The organism is Pseudoalteromonas sp. McH1-42 (genome assembly GCF_022347845.1).
GTDB lineage: Bacteria > Pseudomonadota > Gammaproteobacteria > Enterobacterales > Alteromonadaceae > Pseudoalteromonas > Pseudoalteromonas rubra_D.
The window spans coordinates 46596-63781 of the sequence record NZ_JAKRFU010000013.1 but is presented as its reverse complement, the minus strand read 5'-3'; the positions used below and the strand labels follow the sequence as shown (position 1 = coordinate 63781).

12 protein-coding genes are annotated in these 17186 nt (G+C 48.0%); 11 read left to right on the top strand and 1 reads right to left on the bottom strand.

The window, feature by feature from the left end:
• Nucleotides 1-16 precede the first annotated feature (16 nt).
• The 6 genes from murC (at nt 17) to lpxC (ending at nt 6598) form a co-directional block, all read left to right on the top strand.
• On the top strand, nt 17-1426 hold the full coding sequence (gene murC / locus MHN31_RS13065; RefSeq protein WP_125559181.1) for a UDP-N-acetylmuramate--L-alanine ligase: 1410 nt from the start codon (nt 17-19) through the stop codon (nt 1424-1426).
• Nucleotides 1423-2331, top strand: a complete 909-nt coding sequence (locus MHN31_RS13060) for a D-alanine--D-alanine ligase (protein WP_239444452.1) — start codon at nt 1423-1425, stop codon at nt 2329-2331. Before murC ends, MHN31_RS13060 begins: the two co-directional genes overlap by 4 nt.
• 1 nt (nt 2332) lies before the next feature.
• Nucleotides 2333-3112: a cell division protein FtsQ/DivIB gene (locus MHN31_RS13055; RefSeq protein ID WP_125558922.1), complete on the top strand. Its 780-nt coding sequence runs from the start codon at nt 2333-2335 to the stop codon at nt 3110-3112.
• Nucleotides 3109-4344: a cell division protein FtsA gene (gene ftsA, locus MHN31_RS13050; protein ID WP_049863436.1), complete on the top strand. Its 1236-nt coding sequence runs from the start codon at nt 3109-3111 to the stop codon at nt 4342-4344. The genes MHN31_RS13055 and ftsA overlap by 4 nt, the downstream gene beginning before the upstream one ends.
• Before the next feature lie 20 nt (nt 4345-4364).
• On the top strand, nt 4365-5579 hold the full coding sequence (gene ftsZ / locus MHN31_RS13045) for a cell division protein FtsZ (RefSeq protein ID WP_125558924.1): 1215 nt from the start codon (nt 4365-4367) through the stop codon (nt 5577-5579).
• Between the two features lie 95 nt (nt 5580-5674).
• Nucleotides 5675-6598: a UDP-3-O-acyl-N-acetylglucosamine deacetylase gene (gene lpxC, locus MHN31_RS13040; RefSeq protein WP_010383639.1), complete on the top strand. Its 924-nt coding sequence runs from the start codon at nt 5675-5677 to the stop codon at nt 6596-6598.
• A gap of 37 nt (nt 6599-6635) precedes the next feature.
• On the opposite strand, the gene MHN31_RS13035 is transcribed toward lpxC, so the two are convergent.
• On the bottom strand, nt 6636-7121 hold the full coding sequence (locus tag MHN31_RS13035; protein WP_125558928.1) for a DUF721 domain-containing protein: 486 nt from the start codon (nt 7119-7121) through the stop codon (nt 6636-6638).
• 421 nt (nt 7122-7542) lie between these two features.
• Between MHN31_RS13035 and secA the strand changes: the two genes are divergently transcribed.
• The 5 genes from secA (at nt 7543) to MHN31_RS13010 (ending at nt 17165) form a co-directional block, all read left to right on the top strand.
• A complete protein-coding gene (gene secA / locus MHN31_RS13030) occupies nt 7543-10251 on the top strand; it encodes a preprotein translocase subunit SecA (RefSeq protein ID WP_125558930.1) in 2709 nt (902 codons plus the stop codon).
• A 76-nt stretch (nt 10252-10327) separates the two neighbouring features.
• Nucleotides 10328-10735 carry an 8-oxo-dGTP diphosphatase MutT gene (gene mutT / locus MHN31_RS13025; protein WP_239444451.1) on the top strand — a complete coding sequence of 136 codons (408 nt, stop codon included), beginning with the start codon at nt 10328-10330 and terminating at the stop codon, nt 10733-10735.
• Between the two features lie 39 nt (nt 10736-10774).
• The gene (locus MHN31_RS13020) at nt 10775-12844 is read left to right on the top strand and encodes a M13 family metallopeptidase (protein WP_239444450.1); all 2070 of its coding nucleotides are present in this window, start codon (nt 10775-10777) and stop codon (nt 12842-12844) included.
• Nucleotides 12845-13019: 175 nt separating this feature from the next.
• A complete protein-coding gene (locus MHN31_RS13015) occupies nt 13020-15605 on the top strand; it encodes a family 20 glycosylhydrolase (protein WP_239444449.1) in 2586 nt (861 codons plus the stop codon).
• A 258-nt stretch (nt 15606-15863) separates the two neighbouring features.
• Nucleotides 15864-17165 carry a sugar MFS transporter gene (locus tag MHN31_RS13010; RefSeq protein ID WP_125558936.1) on the top strand — a complete coding sequence of 434 codons (1302 nt, stop codon included), beginning with the start codon at nt 15864-15866 and terminating at the stop codon, nt 17163-17165.
• The last annotated feature ends 21 nt before the right edge of the window (nt 17166-17186 follow it).

Below are 17186 nucleotides of genomic sequence, written 5' to 3'. Positions count from 1 at the left end.
TAACAGACGCAGAGCCATGAGGCGCATTAATACCATCCACTTCATCGGAATTGGTGGCGCTGGTATGGGCGGTATTGCGGAGGTATTGGCCTTTGAAGGGTACCGAATTACGGGTTCTGACATTGCTCAGAATGCGATGACGGAGCGTCTTATTCGTGCTGGGGCTGAAGTCTTTATTGGCCATGATGAGAATAATATTAAGGATGCTGATGTCGTGGTGGTCTCCAGTGCTATCGATACCAGCAACCCTGAGATCCAGGCAGCCAAGCGTGCCCGGGTGCCAGTTGTTCGCCGTGCGGAGATGTTGGCTGAATTGATGCGTTTTCGTCATGGTATTGCGGTGGCGGGCACACATGGTAAAACCACAACGACCAGTTTAATTGCCAGTATTTTTGCTGAAGCCAGGTTAGATCCAACCTTTATTATTGGCGGCTTGCTTAACAGTGCTGGGAGTAATGCGAAGGTTGGGAGTAGCGATTACCTAATCGCAGAGGCGGACGAAAGTGATGCATCATTCCTGCATTTGCAGCCCATGGTCTCGGTGATCACGAACATCGAAGCGGATCATATGGATACGTATGATGGTGATTTCGAAAAGATGAAAGACACCTATGTCGAATTTATACATAACTTGCCGTTCTATGGCCTGGCGGTGGTGTGTACTGACTCGGAGGTAGCCAAAGAGCTATTGCCGCGGTTCGCCAGACCTGCAATTACCTATGGGGAAAATCCCGAGGCGGATTACCGTATGGTGGACTTTGAACAAACGCAGAGTCGCAGCTGCTTTAAAGTGGTACATAAATCTGGTGAGCAGATCGAGGTAACGTTGAGCATGCCCGGTAAGCACAATGCACTGAATGCCACTGCGGCCATTGCGGTGGCAAAAGATCATGAGATTGGCAATGAAGCGATTCTTGCTGCTCTGGATAAATTTGCAGGGATTGGACGCCGCTTCCAGCACTATGGCTCGTTCCAAAATGAACGTGGTGAAGTGATGTTGGTAGATGACTATGGTCATCACCCGTCGGAAGTGGCTGTGACGATCCGTGCAGCTCGTGCAGGCTGGCCCGACAAACGTCTGGTTATGTTGTATCAACCGCACCGTTATACCCGTACCCGTGACCTTTATGAAGACTTTGTGAAAGTGCTCAGCGAAGTCGATCAGTTGTTGTTGTTAGATGTGTATAGTGCGGGGGAAAGCCCCATTGTCGGGGCTGACAGTAAGAGTTTATGTCGTAGCTTGAGACAGCGCGGTGTGGAGCCAATCCATGTTGTGGATGGCCAGGACTTAAAAGCGGTTCTGGCAGATGTATTACGCGATAACGATCTGGTGATCACTCAGGGGGCTGGGAATATTGGGCAAATCGTAAAACAACTGGCAGCAACAGAGTTGTCGGTCGAAAAGCTGAAGCAAGGTGTATTATGAGTAAGTTTGGCAAAGTCGCGGTGTTGCTGGGTGGCTTGTCTGCTGAGCGAGAAGTGTCACTAAAGTCGGGTCAGGCAATTATCAACGCTCTGGAAGAAGCGGGCATTGATGTGGTGCCATTTGATCCGGCTGAGCGTAATTTGTGGGAACTAAAAAGCCTGCAAGTTGATCGGGTATTTATTGCCTTGCATGGTCGTGGTGGTGAAGATGGTACTGTGCAGGGGGCGCTTGAGTTTATGGGCTTGCCTTATACCGGTAGCGGTGTGTTGGGCAGTGCATTAGCGATGGATAAGGTCCGCTGCAAACAATTGTTTGAGTCTGCCAAGCTGAGTACGGCTCGTTATTGTGTGGTCACAGCGGCTCAGGAAATTGATACCACGGCACTGATGGCCAAATTCGGCAAAGTCATGGTTAAACCCAGTCATGAAGGCTCCAGCATCGGCATGACTCAGGCGACGTCGGCGCAGGAGCTGCAAGCCGCGCTCAATGAAGCATTTAAATACGATGATGAAATTTTGATTGAACAATGGATTGAGGGCCGCGAGTTTACCGTCGCCATGCTTGGGGAAGATGCGTTACCAGTGATAGAAATGCGCACGCCTCGTGGGTTCTATGATTATCAGGCTAAGTATCAGGTCAACAGTACGGAGTACTATTGTCCGGCAGACATCAATACCGCTTACACTGAGCAGTTACAGGTGATGGCTAAACATGCTTTCGAGTTGGTGGGCGCAACTGGTTGGGGCCGAGTGGATGCGATGCAAGATGGTAATGGCCAGTTTTATCTTCTTGAAGTGAATACGGTCCCTGGTATGACAGAGAAATCACTGGTGCCGATGGCCGCGAAGCAAAATGGGTTGTCATTTAAGCAATTAGTTATTCGCATTTTGGAGCAAACCCTTTAATATGCGTGCTCTTTTGGGAAAAATCGTCGCGTTAAGGCAAAGCATCAACTGGTCTTTGCTGTTTGGTGTCGGCTTTTTCCTGATAGTGCTTATTGGTCTGATGCAAAGTGGGTTGTGGATCCGAGACTGGTTGACTCAGCACAGAGATACTCAAATTAAGACGCTGACGGTGCTTGGTCAGCCCTATTACACAGCCGAAAATGACATCGTCCTGGCGATCCGCAAAACGGATCTGTCGAGTTTTTTTGAACTGGATGTCAAGGCGGTACACGATGCAGTGCAAGCGTTACCTTGGGTAGCCACTGTCTCAGTCAGGAAGCAGTGGCCAGATGCTTTGCAGGTATATGTAGTGGAGCATCAACCAGTAGCGTATTGGAACAGTGACCTGTTATTAAATCATGCTGGTGGCGTATTTCAGGCTAACAGCACACGACTGCCAGAGACTTTGCCCGAGCTGTATGGTCCGGAAGGCAGTGAAGTGGAAGCCTGGCAGACGTTTTTACAATTAAAAGAAATGCTGGCTGTCAATCAGTTTAATTTGGTCAGCCTGGCACTCTCTGAGCGTTTTGCCTGGCAGCTATGGTTGGATAATGGCATACGGCTTAACCTCGGTCGGGAAGACAAAGCACAGCGTGTGCAACGATTTATAGATGTTTATCCGAGGCTGGAAAAGCCTGAGGGAGCTCAGGTCGATGTGATTGACCTGAGGTATGATACGGGACTGGCGGTTAGCTGGAAGTTCAGCCAGAACGAAGACAATAAAGATAAGAGTAAAGCATGACCAAGTCGGCAGAGAGAAACTTAGTGATTGGACTGGATGTGGGCACCTCCAAGGTGGTCGCAACGGTTGGGGAGATCACCGCAGACAACCAGTTGAGTATTGTGGGTGTCGGGAATCAGGTTGCCCATGGCATGGATAAGGGTGGCGTGAATGACTTGAACCTGGTGTCTGACTCCATCAAGCGGGCCGTTGATGAAGCCGAGTTGATGGCTGATTGTCGAATTAGTTCAGTATACTTGGGGATTTCGGGTAAACACATTCAGTGCCAGAACGAAAGTGGTGTGGTTGCGATTAACAATAACGCGGAAATTACCGATGACGATATTGCCAATGTGATCCACATTGCACGTTCAGTGCCTATGTCAGCTGAACGTAAGATGTTGCACTCACTGCCTCAGGAATACAGTGTGGACATGCAAGAAGGCATTAAAAACCCACTGGGTATGAGTGGAGTGAGAATGGAAGCTAAGGCGCACATCATTACCTGCTCAAATGACATGGCAAAAAACATCGAGAAATGCGTCGAGCGTTGTGGTTTACAAGTCGACCAGCTGACCTTTACGGCACTGGCATCCTGCTACTCTGTGCTCACTGAAGATGAGAAAGAATTGGGCGTGGCAGTGGTGGATATTGGTGGTGGTACCATGGACATTGCTATCTATGTCAATGGCGCACTGCGTCATACTGCCGTGATCCCGGTCGCTGGTAACCAGGTGACTGGAGACATTGCAAAAATTTTCCGCACCCCTATTTCTCACGCGGAATCGCTGAAGGTACAATATGCCTATGCCAGTAGCCAGATGGCCAGCAACGAAGAAACGATTGAAGTACCCAGCGTAGGGGGGCGACCTGCGCGAATTATGTCTCGGCATACCTTATCTGAGGTCGTCGAGCCCAGATTTCGAGAGCTGTTTGAGCTGGTGCTTGAAGAGATCCGACGTTCTGGATTTGAAGATCAGATTGCCGCAGGGATCGTACTGACCGGCGGCAGTGCAAAAATGAAAGGTGCATTGGAAGTGGCAGAAGATATCTTCCAGATGCCCGTTCGTGTTGGTAAGCCTGTAGGGATAACAGGGTTAACCGATTATGTTGATGATCCGGCATACGCAACAGCGGTAGGTTTGTTACAATACGGCCGTACGCTGCAAGTCAAGAATGCACACAGGACAAAAGCGGATGCCGAAGATGGTTGGTGGAACCGGATCACTAAGTGGTTCCAAGGCGAGTTTTAAGCTCAAGTCGGAGAGTGAAGATGTTTGATATTATGGAACAACACGGCGAAGAAGCCGTTATTAAAGTCATCGGCGTTGGTGGCGGCGGTGGTAATGCCGTAGAACACATGGTAAAGCAGGAAATTGAAGGCGTTCGCTTCATTGTGGCGAACACGGATGCGCAGGCACTGCGTAAGTCGTCAGCCGATGTGACTGTGCAGCTGGGGACTCAGATCACACAAGGTCTGGGTGCCGGTGCGAATCCTGAAGTAGGTCGCAGCGCAGCAGAAGAAGATGTTGAGGCTATCAAAGCCAGCCTGGAAGGAGCCGATATGGTGTTTATCGCTGCCGGTATGGGTGGCGGAACAGGCACAGGCGCAGCACCCGTTGTGGCACGTGTTGCCAAAGAGCTCGGTATCCTGACTGTCGCTGTTGTAACGCGTCCTTTCGACCTGGAAGGCAAGAAGCGTATGGCTGCTGCCGATCAAGGCATAGGTGAGTTGTCAGAAATTGTAGATTCACTCATCACAATTCCTAACAACAAGTTACTTAAAGTTTTGGGTAAAGGCACTACATTATTAGATGCCTTCGCTAAAGCGAATGACGTATTGTACGGCGCGGTGCAGGGCATTGCTGAGCTAATTACACGTTCAGGTTTGATCAATGTGGACTTCGCGGACGTACGTACGGTTATGTCTGCGATGGGTACTGCAATGATGGGCACCGCTGCGGCCAGTGGTCCAGATCGGGCACAGGAAGCGGCTGAAGCTGCGATTTCCAGCCCACTGCTTGAGGATGTTGATTTAACAGGCGCGAAAGGCATCTTGGTTAACATCACCGCAGGTATGGACATCACAATCGAAGAATTTGAGATTGTGGGGAACCATGTGAAAGCATTGGCGTCTGAAAATGCAACAGTAGTTGTGGGTGCGGTTATCGACCCTGAAATGAGCGAAGAGCTGCGTGTGACTGTGGTTGCTACTGGGCTCGGTGGTGAGCGCAAGCCGCAATTTGGCATTGTTGATAATGGCCTGAAAAAGGCGGTTGGCTCTGACAGCGAAGGTGGTAAAGGGCAGAATATGTTTGTGCCAAGCTTTACACAAACAGCGAGTGAAGGTAATGAACCTGAGCAAGGTAGCGCCGCGCCATCTGAGCCTAAATCGCCAAGCACACCAGCATCTTCGAATAACGCTGGTGGCAAGGAAAAAGGGGATTACTTTGATATCCCTGCGTTTTTACGCAAACAATCTGACTAAGGTCAGGTTAAAAAACAAACGATTGGCAGCTGGTTCTATCTGTGATAGAATTTGCGGTCTATTTATTCATTAACCAGTCAGAAGCGGACGAACCTATGATAAAACAACGAACGATTGCTGAAGTCGTTAAAGCCACAGGTGTAGGATTACACAAAGGTGAAAAGGTCACGATCACTCTCCGACCTGCGAGCGTAAATACGGGGATCGTATTTCGTCGCGTAGATCTCGACCCGGTTGTCGATTTTGAAACAACCCCTGAAGCTGTGGGCGACACGCAATTGTGTACTTGTTTAACCAACAAAGATGGTGTTCGTTTGTCAACAACGGAGCATCTTATTGCTGCTGTTGCTGCATTGGGAATTGATAACCTGATCGTTGAGCTGGATAGTGCAGAAGTACCAATTATGGACGGTAGTGCATTACCTTTCATTTACTTACTGCAAAAAGGTGGGATTGCAGAGCAGAATCAGGCGAAGCGCTTTATTCGTATCAAAGAAAAAGTGCGCGTGGAAGACGGCGATAAGTGGGCAGAAATTGAACCTTACGATGGCTTCCATATTGATTTTGAAATTGCGTTTAATCACCCGGCTATTAATGCCAGCCGCCAACGTATTGGCCTGGACATCACAGCGCAAAGCTTTACTGAAGAGATCAGTCGAGCGCGTACTTTTGGTTTTATGAAAGACATCGAGTACATGCATGCCAACAACCTTGCGTTAGGCGGCAGCATGGATAATGCGGTAGTTTTGGATGAATTCAAAGTGCTGAATCCGAACGGGTTACGCTATAAAGATGAGTTTGTTAAGCATAAAATCCTGGACTGTGTTGGCGATATGTTTATGGCAGGGCACAACATCTTAGGTAAGATTACGTGTTTTAAATCAGGACACGGTCTGAACAACAAGTTATTGCGTCAGGTTATGGCGACAGAATCTGCCTGGGAATGGGCAACATTCGACGAGCCAGTGACTATGCCGGCACCAGGCATGGAAGTGGATTCGACTCTAGCCACTGCTTGAATCGCAAATTAAGTTAAGAAAATGACGCTCTGTAGCGTCATTTTTTTTGTCCGCCATGTTTAGCAAGGCGCAGTAATTTTTCCTTTAATCCGGCTGGAGCAAGCTCGGCAAGCGCCATTAAATCGTCTGCTGTTTGTGCACTCATGTGCCGGCCAGTATACGTTTCCTGTGGTGCTTTTACCTGGTTCACAGGCTGAGTCAGGCGCTGTTGTGCTTCGGGATTTGTGCCTATTTTCACTTGGCAACAATCATGCAAACCTGCTGCTCGAAAACTGCTCAGGATCTCCATTTTCAGGTAATTTAATCGGGTTGCTAAGGTCGCTGATGCGGCTTCAACGTATAGGGTCCCATCTTGATAGTTGGCAACACGGCATTTTTTACTTAGCACGGGGCCCAGCGCATTGTGCAGGGGCTGTTGTAATTCAGCGATGCCTTGTGCTTTTTGCACATAACCATGCAGCTTATCCGACCAGCTGCCGGCTAACTCGTCCAGGGGTTTCGGATCAAATCGGTTTTTACTCATAGTAATAACTCACTAGCGTGTACCTTACAGGCAATCGGCCACTTCCCTTTAAGTATAACGCGTGCGCGTCATTACAGATAGCACAATGCGTTTGTGGTGACGGTTGAAATACGCAGGCATAGCCCACATAGATAGGGTTAGTACCTCGAAAACTGTGTCTCTTTTCTTTTTCTGGAAGCCGATAATGCGGCATTGCCGGTGTGTCATGAGATGGTTTGGGTGTGTTTCGCCTGACTTGTATGGTTAAATAGGAACAGATTACTTTTTGATGGTTTGCAGACGCGCATAGTCTGGTATGATAGGGCACAAATTTAACTCGGCACACAGCAAGGTCCGACTTTGTCGCCAACAGGACGAGCGAGCGTGATAACCGCGTTACCCAAGTAGGTGCTCGCAAATAGATGAGTGAAATGGTTTAAACATGATAACGAAAATTTTTACCAAGATTTTTGGTAGCCGCAACGACCGAATGATTAAAAATCTGAGAAAAACGGTCGCCCTGATAAACGCCCTAGAAGAACAATACAAGGCGCTGTCAGACGAACAACTGCAAGCTAAAACCGCGGAATTCAGACAAAGATTTGAGCAAGGTGCTAACCTGGACGACATGCTTCCTGAAGCCTTTGCGACGGTGCGAGAAGCCTCTAAACGGGTATTTGGCATGCGTCACTTTGACGTGCAAATGATCGGTGGTATCGTGCTGCACCAGGGTCGAATTTCTGAAATGCGTACAGGTGAAGGTAAAACACTCACCGCGACACTGCCTGCCTATTTAAATGGTTTGACGGGCAAAGGCGTACATGTCATTACTGTGAACGACTATCTGGCCAAACGTGATGCTGAGAATAACCGTCCATTATTTGAGTTTCTGGGCCTGACAGTTGGCTGTAATGTGCCGGGTATGATGCCTGCTCAGAAAAAAGAAGCATACGCGGCGGATATTACCTACGGTACCAACAATGAATTCGGTTTTGATTATCTGCGCGACAATATGGCGTTTAGCATTGAAGAGCGCGTTCAGCGCCCATTGCACTACGCCGTTGTGGATGAAGTTGACTCCATCCTGATCGATGAAGCGCGTACACCCTTGATCATTTCTGGTCCGGCAGAAGACAGCTCTGAGCTATACACTAAGATCAATACAATCGTGCCTGAACTGACCTTACAGGAAAAGGAAGATGAAGAAGGTGTCGAAGGTGATGGTGATTTCACATTAGACGAAAAGAGCAAGCAGGTACATTTAACCGAGCGTGGTCAGGTTAAAGTTGAAGAGTTATTGGTTAAAAATGGCCTGATTGAAGAAGGCGACTCGCTGTATTCAGCAGGTAACATTACGTTGCTTAGCCATGTCTATGCGGCGTTGCGTGCGCACAAACTGTACCAAAAAGATGTCGACTATGTTGTAAAAGATAATGAAGTCATCATTGTTGATGAACACACAGGTCGTACGATGGAAGGACGTCGCTGGTCTGAAGGCTTGCACCAGGCGGTGGAAGCAAAAGAGAATGTGCGTATCCAGAATGAAAACCAAACGTTGGCTTCCATTACCTTCCAGAACTATTTCCGTTTATATGACAAACTGGCGGGGATGACGGGTACCGCAGATACAGAAGCGTTTGAATTCCAGTCCATCTATGGCTTGGATACGGTTGTTATCCCAACCAACAAGCCAATGATCCGTGATGATCGTGCTGATCTGGTTTATCTAACTCAGGATGAAAAGTTCGAAGCAATTCTGACCGATATTCGCGATTGTCAGAAGCGTGGTCAACCTGTCCTGGTTGGTACCATTTCCATCGAAAGCTCTGAATACCTGTCGCACTTCCTGCGTAAGGAAAAAATTGAGCACAATGTCCTGAATGCGAAATTCCACGCACAGGAAGCTGATATTATTGCAGATGCGGGTTTACCGGGTACCGTGACGATTGCAACCAACATGGCTGGCCGGGGTACGGACATCATGCTGGGTGGTAACTGGCAGAATGACGTGTCCAAGCTGGAAAACCCAAGCGATGCGCAGATTGACGACATAAAGGCACAGTGGCAGAAGCGACATGACGCTGTTCTGGAAGCGGGGGGTCTGCACATTATCGGTACTGAGCGTCATGAATCTCGCCGTATCGATAATCAGCTACGTGGTCGTTCTGGTCGTCAGGGTGATGCGGGCTCAAGCCGTTTCTACCTGTCAATGGACGATGCATTGATGCGTATTTTTGCCGGTGAGCGTATGACCAACATGATGCGCAAACTGGGCATGCAACGTGGTGAAGCGATTGAGCATCCATGGGTTAACCGTGCGATTGAAAATGCGCAGCGCAAAGTCGAAGCACGTAACTTTGATATTCGTAAACAGCTGCTTGAGTACGATGATGTTGCCAATGACCAGCGTCGAGTGGTGTATGAGCAACGCAATGAGCTGCTGGAAGAAGGTGATATTTCTGAAACGATTTCAGCTATCCGGGGTGATGTCATCAATAGCGCGATTGATCAGTACATTCCGCCGCAGAGCCTGGCTGAAATGTGGGATATTCCGGGCCTTGAAGAACGCCTGAAGAATGACTTTATGGTTGAGCTACCGATTGCGCAATGGCTTGAGGAAGACAACAAGCTGTACGAAGAGCGTTTACGCGAGCGTATCGGCGAAGAAATTGATGCCTCATATAAGCAAAAAGAAGAGATGGTTGGTGCACAGGTACTGCGTCAGTTTGAAAAGGCTGTGATGCTACAAAGCCTGGATCAGCACTGGAAAGACCATCTTGCGGCAATGGACCACTTACGTCAGGGCATCCACTTACGTGGTTATGCACAGAAAAACCCGAAACAGGAATACAAGCGCGAGTCGTTTGAATTGTTCTCTGAAATGCTCGAAAACCTTAAGGTTGACGTGGTCGGAGTATTAAGCAAAGTGCAGGTGCGTGCTGAAGAGGATGTTGAGAAAGTTGAAGAGCAGCATCGTCGTAGCGAGCAGGCTCCACGTCAGTATCAGCATGAAGAGTCTGAGCCTGTGGGCGGTGAAGCACCACAAGGTGCTGCGGTCGCTGCACGCACTGAGCCTAAAGTTGGACGTAACGAACCGTGCCCATGTAAATCGGGTAAAAAGTACAAACAGTGTTGCGGTAAGCTGAAATAAGCTTGCAGAAACCCTATGAAAAAGCGACCTAGAGTCGCTTTTTTTATCTCAGAAAAACAGAATATTTGAGTTAGATATGACAAAGAAAATTGTGAATGTAGCGGTCGGTGTCATCATTCGGGATGCACAGTTTTTTGTATGTAAACGCGCGAAAGAACAACACCAGGGTGGGCTATGGGAGTTCCCGGGTGGAAAGATTGAAGCGCAGGAGACGGTGACTCAAGCTTTAGCCAGAGAGTTAAAAGAAGAAATTGGTATTGATGTGCATAGTTCTGAACATTTACTCGTGATTGAGCATGACTATGGCGATAAACAGGTTAAACTGGAAGTGCATAAGGTCGAAGATTTTTCGGGACACGCAGTGGGTCTGGAAGGGCAACCCAGTCAGTGGGTAAACTGGAATGAGCTCAATCAATTGGCTTTTCCAGCAGCCAATGTGGCGATCCTTGAAGCGCTGGCACAACAGTATGGCATGGATCAGTAACAACGGCCGTTGAGCAAATTTGATGTTAAGGGTATAAAGATGAAGAATATAACAGTCACTGCTGCCGCGGTTGCACTTGCACTAGGTCTGACAGCTTGTAGCGAGCCTGTGAAAACCGAATCGCAATCAGAAGTTACTCAAGCTGAGAGTAAGCTAAACTCAGGGATCGCGTTGAATAATATTGACAGTGCCGTTCGAGCACAGGATGATTTTTATTATCACGTAAATGGCAAGTGGTTAGCGCGCACAGAGATACCGGCAGACAAATCGAATTATGGTTCATTCACGGAACTGTATGATGCATCACAAAAAGCACTGCGAAAAACACTGGAGCAGGCTGCGAGTAACGATCAGGCCAAGCCCGGTTCGGATGAAGCTAAACTGGGTGATTTCTATCGAAGTTATACGGATGAATTGGCTCGGGAAGAGTTGGGGACAACACCGTTGGAGTCTTACCTGGCACCGTTTCAGGCATTACAAAATAAATCTGAGTTGCCAGCATTATTTGCCCGGGCTTTATCTCAGGGTGGTACCACACCACTTAGCTGGTATGCAAACAACGATGCTAAAAACTCGACCGTGAATACACTATACCTGTGGCAATCAGGCCTGGGTTTACCTGATCGTGATTTTTATCTTCAGGATACGGAAAAATTCACACGCATTCGCGCCGAATATAGCCAGTATATCGAACGCTTGTTGCAGGTTATGGGTTATGATCAGCCCCGTGCGCAGCAAGCGGCTAAGCACATCATGGCACTTGAAACCGCTTTAGCTGAAATTCAGTGGTCACGGGTTGAAAGCCGGGATGCGGATAAAACCTATAATAAGTTTCAGGTTGATACGTTGAATGCACAACTGCCAAATTTTGACCTCTCAGTCTACTTGAAAGGGTTTGGTTTAGAGACCAAAGAGCTGGTCGTGACTCAGCCAAGTTATCTGCAAGGCTTATCTGATTTGATTGGCACCACTGAAATAACCGCCTGGCGTGATTATCTGACTTTCCACTTTGCCAGCGACTATGCACAGCTGCTACATAAAACGGCAGTTGACCTGAAGTTTAACTTCTATGGTAAAACGCTGCGCGGGCTGGAAGAGCAGGCACCTGTGTGGAAGAAAGCGGTGAATGCCAGCAATGACGTATTGGGCGAGCTGCTGGGTAAAATTTATGTCAAAGAGTACTTTCCGCCAGAAGCCAAAGCCCGTATGGGAGAGCTGGTCGATAATTTGATCAAAGGATTTGACCAGTCAATTGATGAGCTGGAGTGGATGAGTGCTGAAACAAAGCAGGCCGCGAAGGTCAAGTTAAGCAAGTTTACGCCTAAAATTGGCTATCCGGACAAATGGCGTGACTACTCTGGCCTGGAGATCAACGCCGACGATCTGGTGGGCAACTATGTCCGTTATAATGAGTGGGCCTATCAGGACATGGTGGGCAAGGTCGACAAACCGGTTGATCGCAGTGAGTGGTTCATGACACCGCAAACGGTGAATGCCTACTATAATCCTGTGAATAATGAAATTGTGTTCCCTGCGGCCATTTTGCAACCCCCATTTTTTAACCTGGACGCGGACGATGCTGTTAACTATGGCGCGATTGGTGCCGTCATTGGCCATGAGCTCGGTCATGGGTTTGACGATCAGGGGGCCAAATATGACGGTGATGGCAACTTACGCAATTGGTGGAGTGAACAAGATCTGGCGCAATTCCAGGCGCGCAGTCAGAAGCTGGTTGAGCAATATAATCAGTATCGGCCTTTTGAAGACGCAAATGTGAACGGCGAACTGACGCTGGGTGAAAACATTGGGGATTTAGGCGGCCTGAGTGTGGCGTTAAAAGCTTACCAATTATCCCTTGAAGGCAAGCCCGCCCCTGTGATTGATGGTTACACCGGAGAGCAGCGCTTTTTTATGGGATGGGCACAGATCTGGCGTCGACAATATCGTGATGAAGAATTGCGTAACCGTTTGATGACCGATTCGCATTCACCCAGCCACTATCGTGTCATTGGGGTGTTGCCTAATATGCCTGCATTTTATGATGCGTTTGATGTTAAAGAAGGCGACAAAATGTATCTCAAACCGCAAGAGCGGGTCAAAATCTGGTAAGTGTTTACTGCTATTTTAGCCGCCAGAATATGGCGGCTTTTTTGTATTAACCGATTGATAAAATTGAATATAGAGATCTTGCAAGGAAAAATTGATAGCGCTGTCATTTTTTCTTCTATATGATGGTATTTACAACAATTTGAAGTTTGCGCTCAGCGCAGGTTAAGGAGCCGGAATGAAAATACAGAAAAAACTGCTCACCCGGGCCATCGCGGCCACGCTTTTAGTCCCGATGATGGCTAAAGCCGCCTGGGATAGCTCGCAACTGCAAGCCTTTACTGATAACACCACCTTTATGTTTGCGGTAGAAAATAATCACCATAATGGCAGCAGTAGTTTTCTGGCTTCTATTACCTTACAAAATAACTCCAAAATTGCCTTACCGGCCGGTGAAAGTGACTGGCAGATCTATTTCCACTCAATCAGAAAAGTTGCCACGCAACAGGCCGCTGGCCTAAAGTTTGAACATGTGAATGGTGATTTGCATTGTTTAGTACCGACCAAAGCATTCGCCGGGTTAAAGCCGGGTGAAACCTTGGAAATCCCCTATGAAGCTGCTGCCTGGATAGCTGCATATACCGACTTTATGCCCCGGGCTTTTATGGTTAGTGGTAACGCAAAGCCGGCTGTATTCGCCAACACAGACAGTGAGAATATGCTGGATTTTGTTGCCCCAATTGTGCGTGATAACCAGTTGGATCGTCATGCCGAGCCAGAGGATTTATCTCCGCGCGCTACAGCATCATGGCGTTATGAACAAAATCAGCAGACTGGTAAGCTTTCACGCGAAGATGCCTTGAAACGCATTATTCCCAAACCAATGGATGTCGATTTTAACCGGGGTTATGCTGAGCTCAGCAACCAATGGCAGATCCGTTATGCGGGCAGGCTAAAGAGCGAAGTTTCGGTATTTCAGGAAGATTTGGCCGACTATGGGCTCCAGCTGGACGCCCAGCCAGACCACATCAGTGCCGGTAAAACCAAGACCATTTATTTGCGTGTGGCAGAGTTAGACGAGCTGGGCAGTGAAGGTTATCAGCTGGAAGTAGACGACGACAAAATCGTGATCACAGGCCATGACAATGCTGGTGTGTTTTATGGTATTCAGAGTTTGCTTGCTTTATTCCCGGCTGAGCAACAAGGCCAGGTCAGCGTGCCTAACGTTGACATCAAGGATGCGCCGCGTTTTGGCTGGCGTGGTATGCACTATGATAACGGTCGCAATTATCATGGTAAGGAGGCTCTGTTCAAGCTGGTTGAGCAAATGGGGCGCTACAAACTGAACAAGTTCCACTGGCACTTTTCTGAAGATGAAGGGTGGCGGCTGGAGATCCCGGGTTTACCAGAGCTGACCGATATTGGAGCATATCGCTGCTTCGACTTAGAGGAGCGTGAGTGTTTACTTACACAGCTTGGTACAGGCCCGCACAAATCAGGTTCGGGTAACGGGTATCTGACCCGAGATGAATTTGTGGAACTACTGAAATTTGCCAAAGCACGTCACGTCCAAATCATCCCTGAGATTGAAGGTCCAGGCCATGCAAGAGCATCAATCAAGGCAATGGAAGCGCGTTATCATACACTCATGGAAGCAGGCAAACCTGAGCAGGCACGTGCTTATTTACTGAGCGATCCTCAGGACACCTCAAAGTACATCACAGTGCAGAATTATACTGATAACTCTATGAATGTGTGTCAGGACTCGACTTACGCATTCATTGAAAAAGTTACTTATGAATTGCAAGGCATGTATCGAGAAGCTGGTACGCGTCTGACGAATCTGCACTTCGGCGGAGATGAAGTCGGGGCTGGTTCCTGGGTAGACTCTCCTGTCTGTCAGGCTATGTTTGCCGATCCCAATAATGGGGTTGCAGGCCCAGCTGATTTGAAACCTTACTTTACTCAACGTGTTGCAACGCTGTTTGCAAAACGCGGAATTGCCCCGGGGGCATGGGAAGACGGTCTGATGTATGACCGGGTCAACCCATTTAACCGTGATGCATTTCCAAATGAAGTCTTTACAGCAAATGTTTGGGATAATATCTGGGAATGGGGGGTTGCTGACAGGGCACATCGTCTGGCAAATGATGGCTACCAGGTTGTGTTATCACATGGCACGCACCTGTACTTTGATCACCCTTATGAGCCGCACCCTGCTGAACGCGGATATTATTGGGCCGCGCGCTATACTGATAGCAAGAAAACGTTTAGCTACATGCCGGATGATGTTTATGCCAATGCTGACTTTACGCGCAGTGGTGCACCGATTGAAAATTTAGAGGCGCTGGTTGGTCGCGCGATGCCTGCGCTAGAAAAGCCAGAAAACATCCTCGGTATTCAGGGTCAGGTCTGGAGTGAAACTATCCGTACTGAAGCACAGGTACAGGCAATGGTGTTCCCGCGATTACTGGCGATGGCAGAACGAGCCTGGCATAAAGCAGGTTGGGAAGGAAAGCGTATCGATAAGAAACGCTTTGCTCAGGACTGGCGCGGATTTTCAGCTGCACTGGCGTTAAAAGAACTGTCTAAGCTAGACAAAGCCGGCGTTAACGTGAACTTACCTGTACCCGGGGCAAAAGTGATTGACGGTCAGTTACATGCCAACAGTGCATTTGAGTACCTAACGATTGAGGTCAGCCTTGATAGTGGTGTTAGTTGGCAAACTTACACAGCTCCGATGAGTGTAAGTAACGTTGACGGCGTACTGTTACGTACCCGTTTAGGCGATAAAAAGTTCAGTCGTACCACCCAGTTAGACTAATTGTCTGGTTACTCTGTTATGGGGAAGGTGTTATTACTTCCCCAAACTGAGGACACTTGATTACAAAACTAACTAGAAAAAGGCTAAATTTTAACGTAAAGTTAAATGTCAGCGCTGTCATTTTGATCCTGAGTTGTTAAAAGCCGTCATCATGATGCGACTGTCTGGGCCGATAGCACAGAAAATAATAATCCGGATTATTTTTAATTCGTTTTAATCCGACCTGTATTAATCTTAATTAGCAACAAGAAGAGTTTTATGGAAGCGACAGTGGAAAAAGATGACCTCGAAAAGCAGAGTGTCTGGTTACCTATGACACTTGCTGGCTCAATGTTTTTTATATTGGGCTGTATCACCTGGTTAAATGGTGCTATCACACCATTCCTTCAGCAAATGCTGGAACTGAGTCCGCTACAGGCCTCTTTCATTATTTCCTCATTTTATATCGCCGTAACCGTTGCGGGGATCCCCTCAGCGATGCTGATAAAGCGAGTTGGGTATAAAAATGGCATGGCGATTGGTTGTGCAGTCATGGCGTTGTCTGCGCTGATGTATATTCCGGCAGCGAAGATGCAAATGATTGAGATCTTCTTGTTCGCGCAACTAATGATCGGGGTTGGTCAGACGGTGCTTCAAACCGCGGTAAACCCTTATGTAGTAAAAATGGGCTCAGAACGCTCTGCTGCAGTGCGTGTGTGTATTATGGGATTGCTGAATAAGTCGGCCGGTGTAATTGTTCCGATCGTATTCGCTGCCGTGGTTGTAAGCGGTGTTGTGAATGAGGGTGAATCACTGAGTCAGGCTCAGAAAGATATGATGGCGAATAGCCTGATAGCACCTTACCTAGGTATCGCAGGGCTGATTTTCTTATTTGCTGCATTTGCTAAGTTTTCTCCATTACCTGACTTAGTGTTTGAAGAAGAAGGTCAAACCAGTAAAGGGGAAGTGAAAGAAGCCCTGAGCCACCCCCATCTCGCTTTGGGTGTGATCGGTATTGCACTGTATGTTGCGGTTGAAGTGATCGCTGCAGACACCATTGGTTCGTACGCTTTGCAGTTAGGGATTGCTGATTACTCTGTCATGACTTCCTATACTATGGGTTGTATGCTGATCGGTTACGCGATTGGTATCGCGCTGATCCCACGCTTTATGTCACAACAAAATGCACTCGTCATGTCTGCAATCGCTGGTATTGTTACCGTTTTTGCTGTAGTTTTAGGGGACAATGAATCGACTGCTCTGGCAAATTTACTGCTTGTTCCATTTGGTGGCCCTCAGCTGCCGGATCCGCTTCTATGTATTGCTCTGTTAGGCTTTGCAAATGCGATGGTGTGGCCTGCAATTTGGCCTTTGGCGCTTGATGGCTTAGGGCGTTTGACAGGTACAGCATCAGGCCTGTTGATCATGGGTATTGCTGGGGGCGCGTTAGGACCGCTGTTAATCGGAGTCGGTAATGTTGCAGGCCTTGGCGCTCAAGGTGCGTATAGTTTAATGCTACCCAGCTATCTGTTTATTCTATTCTATGCCCTAAAAGGTCATAAAATGAGAAGCTGGAAATAGCGAAAAGAATTTCTATCTGTA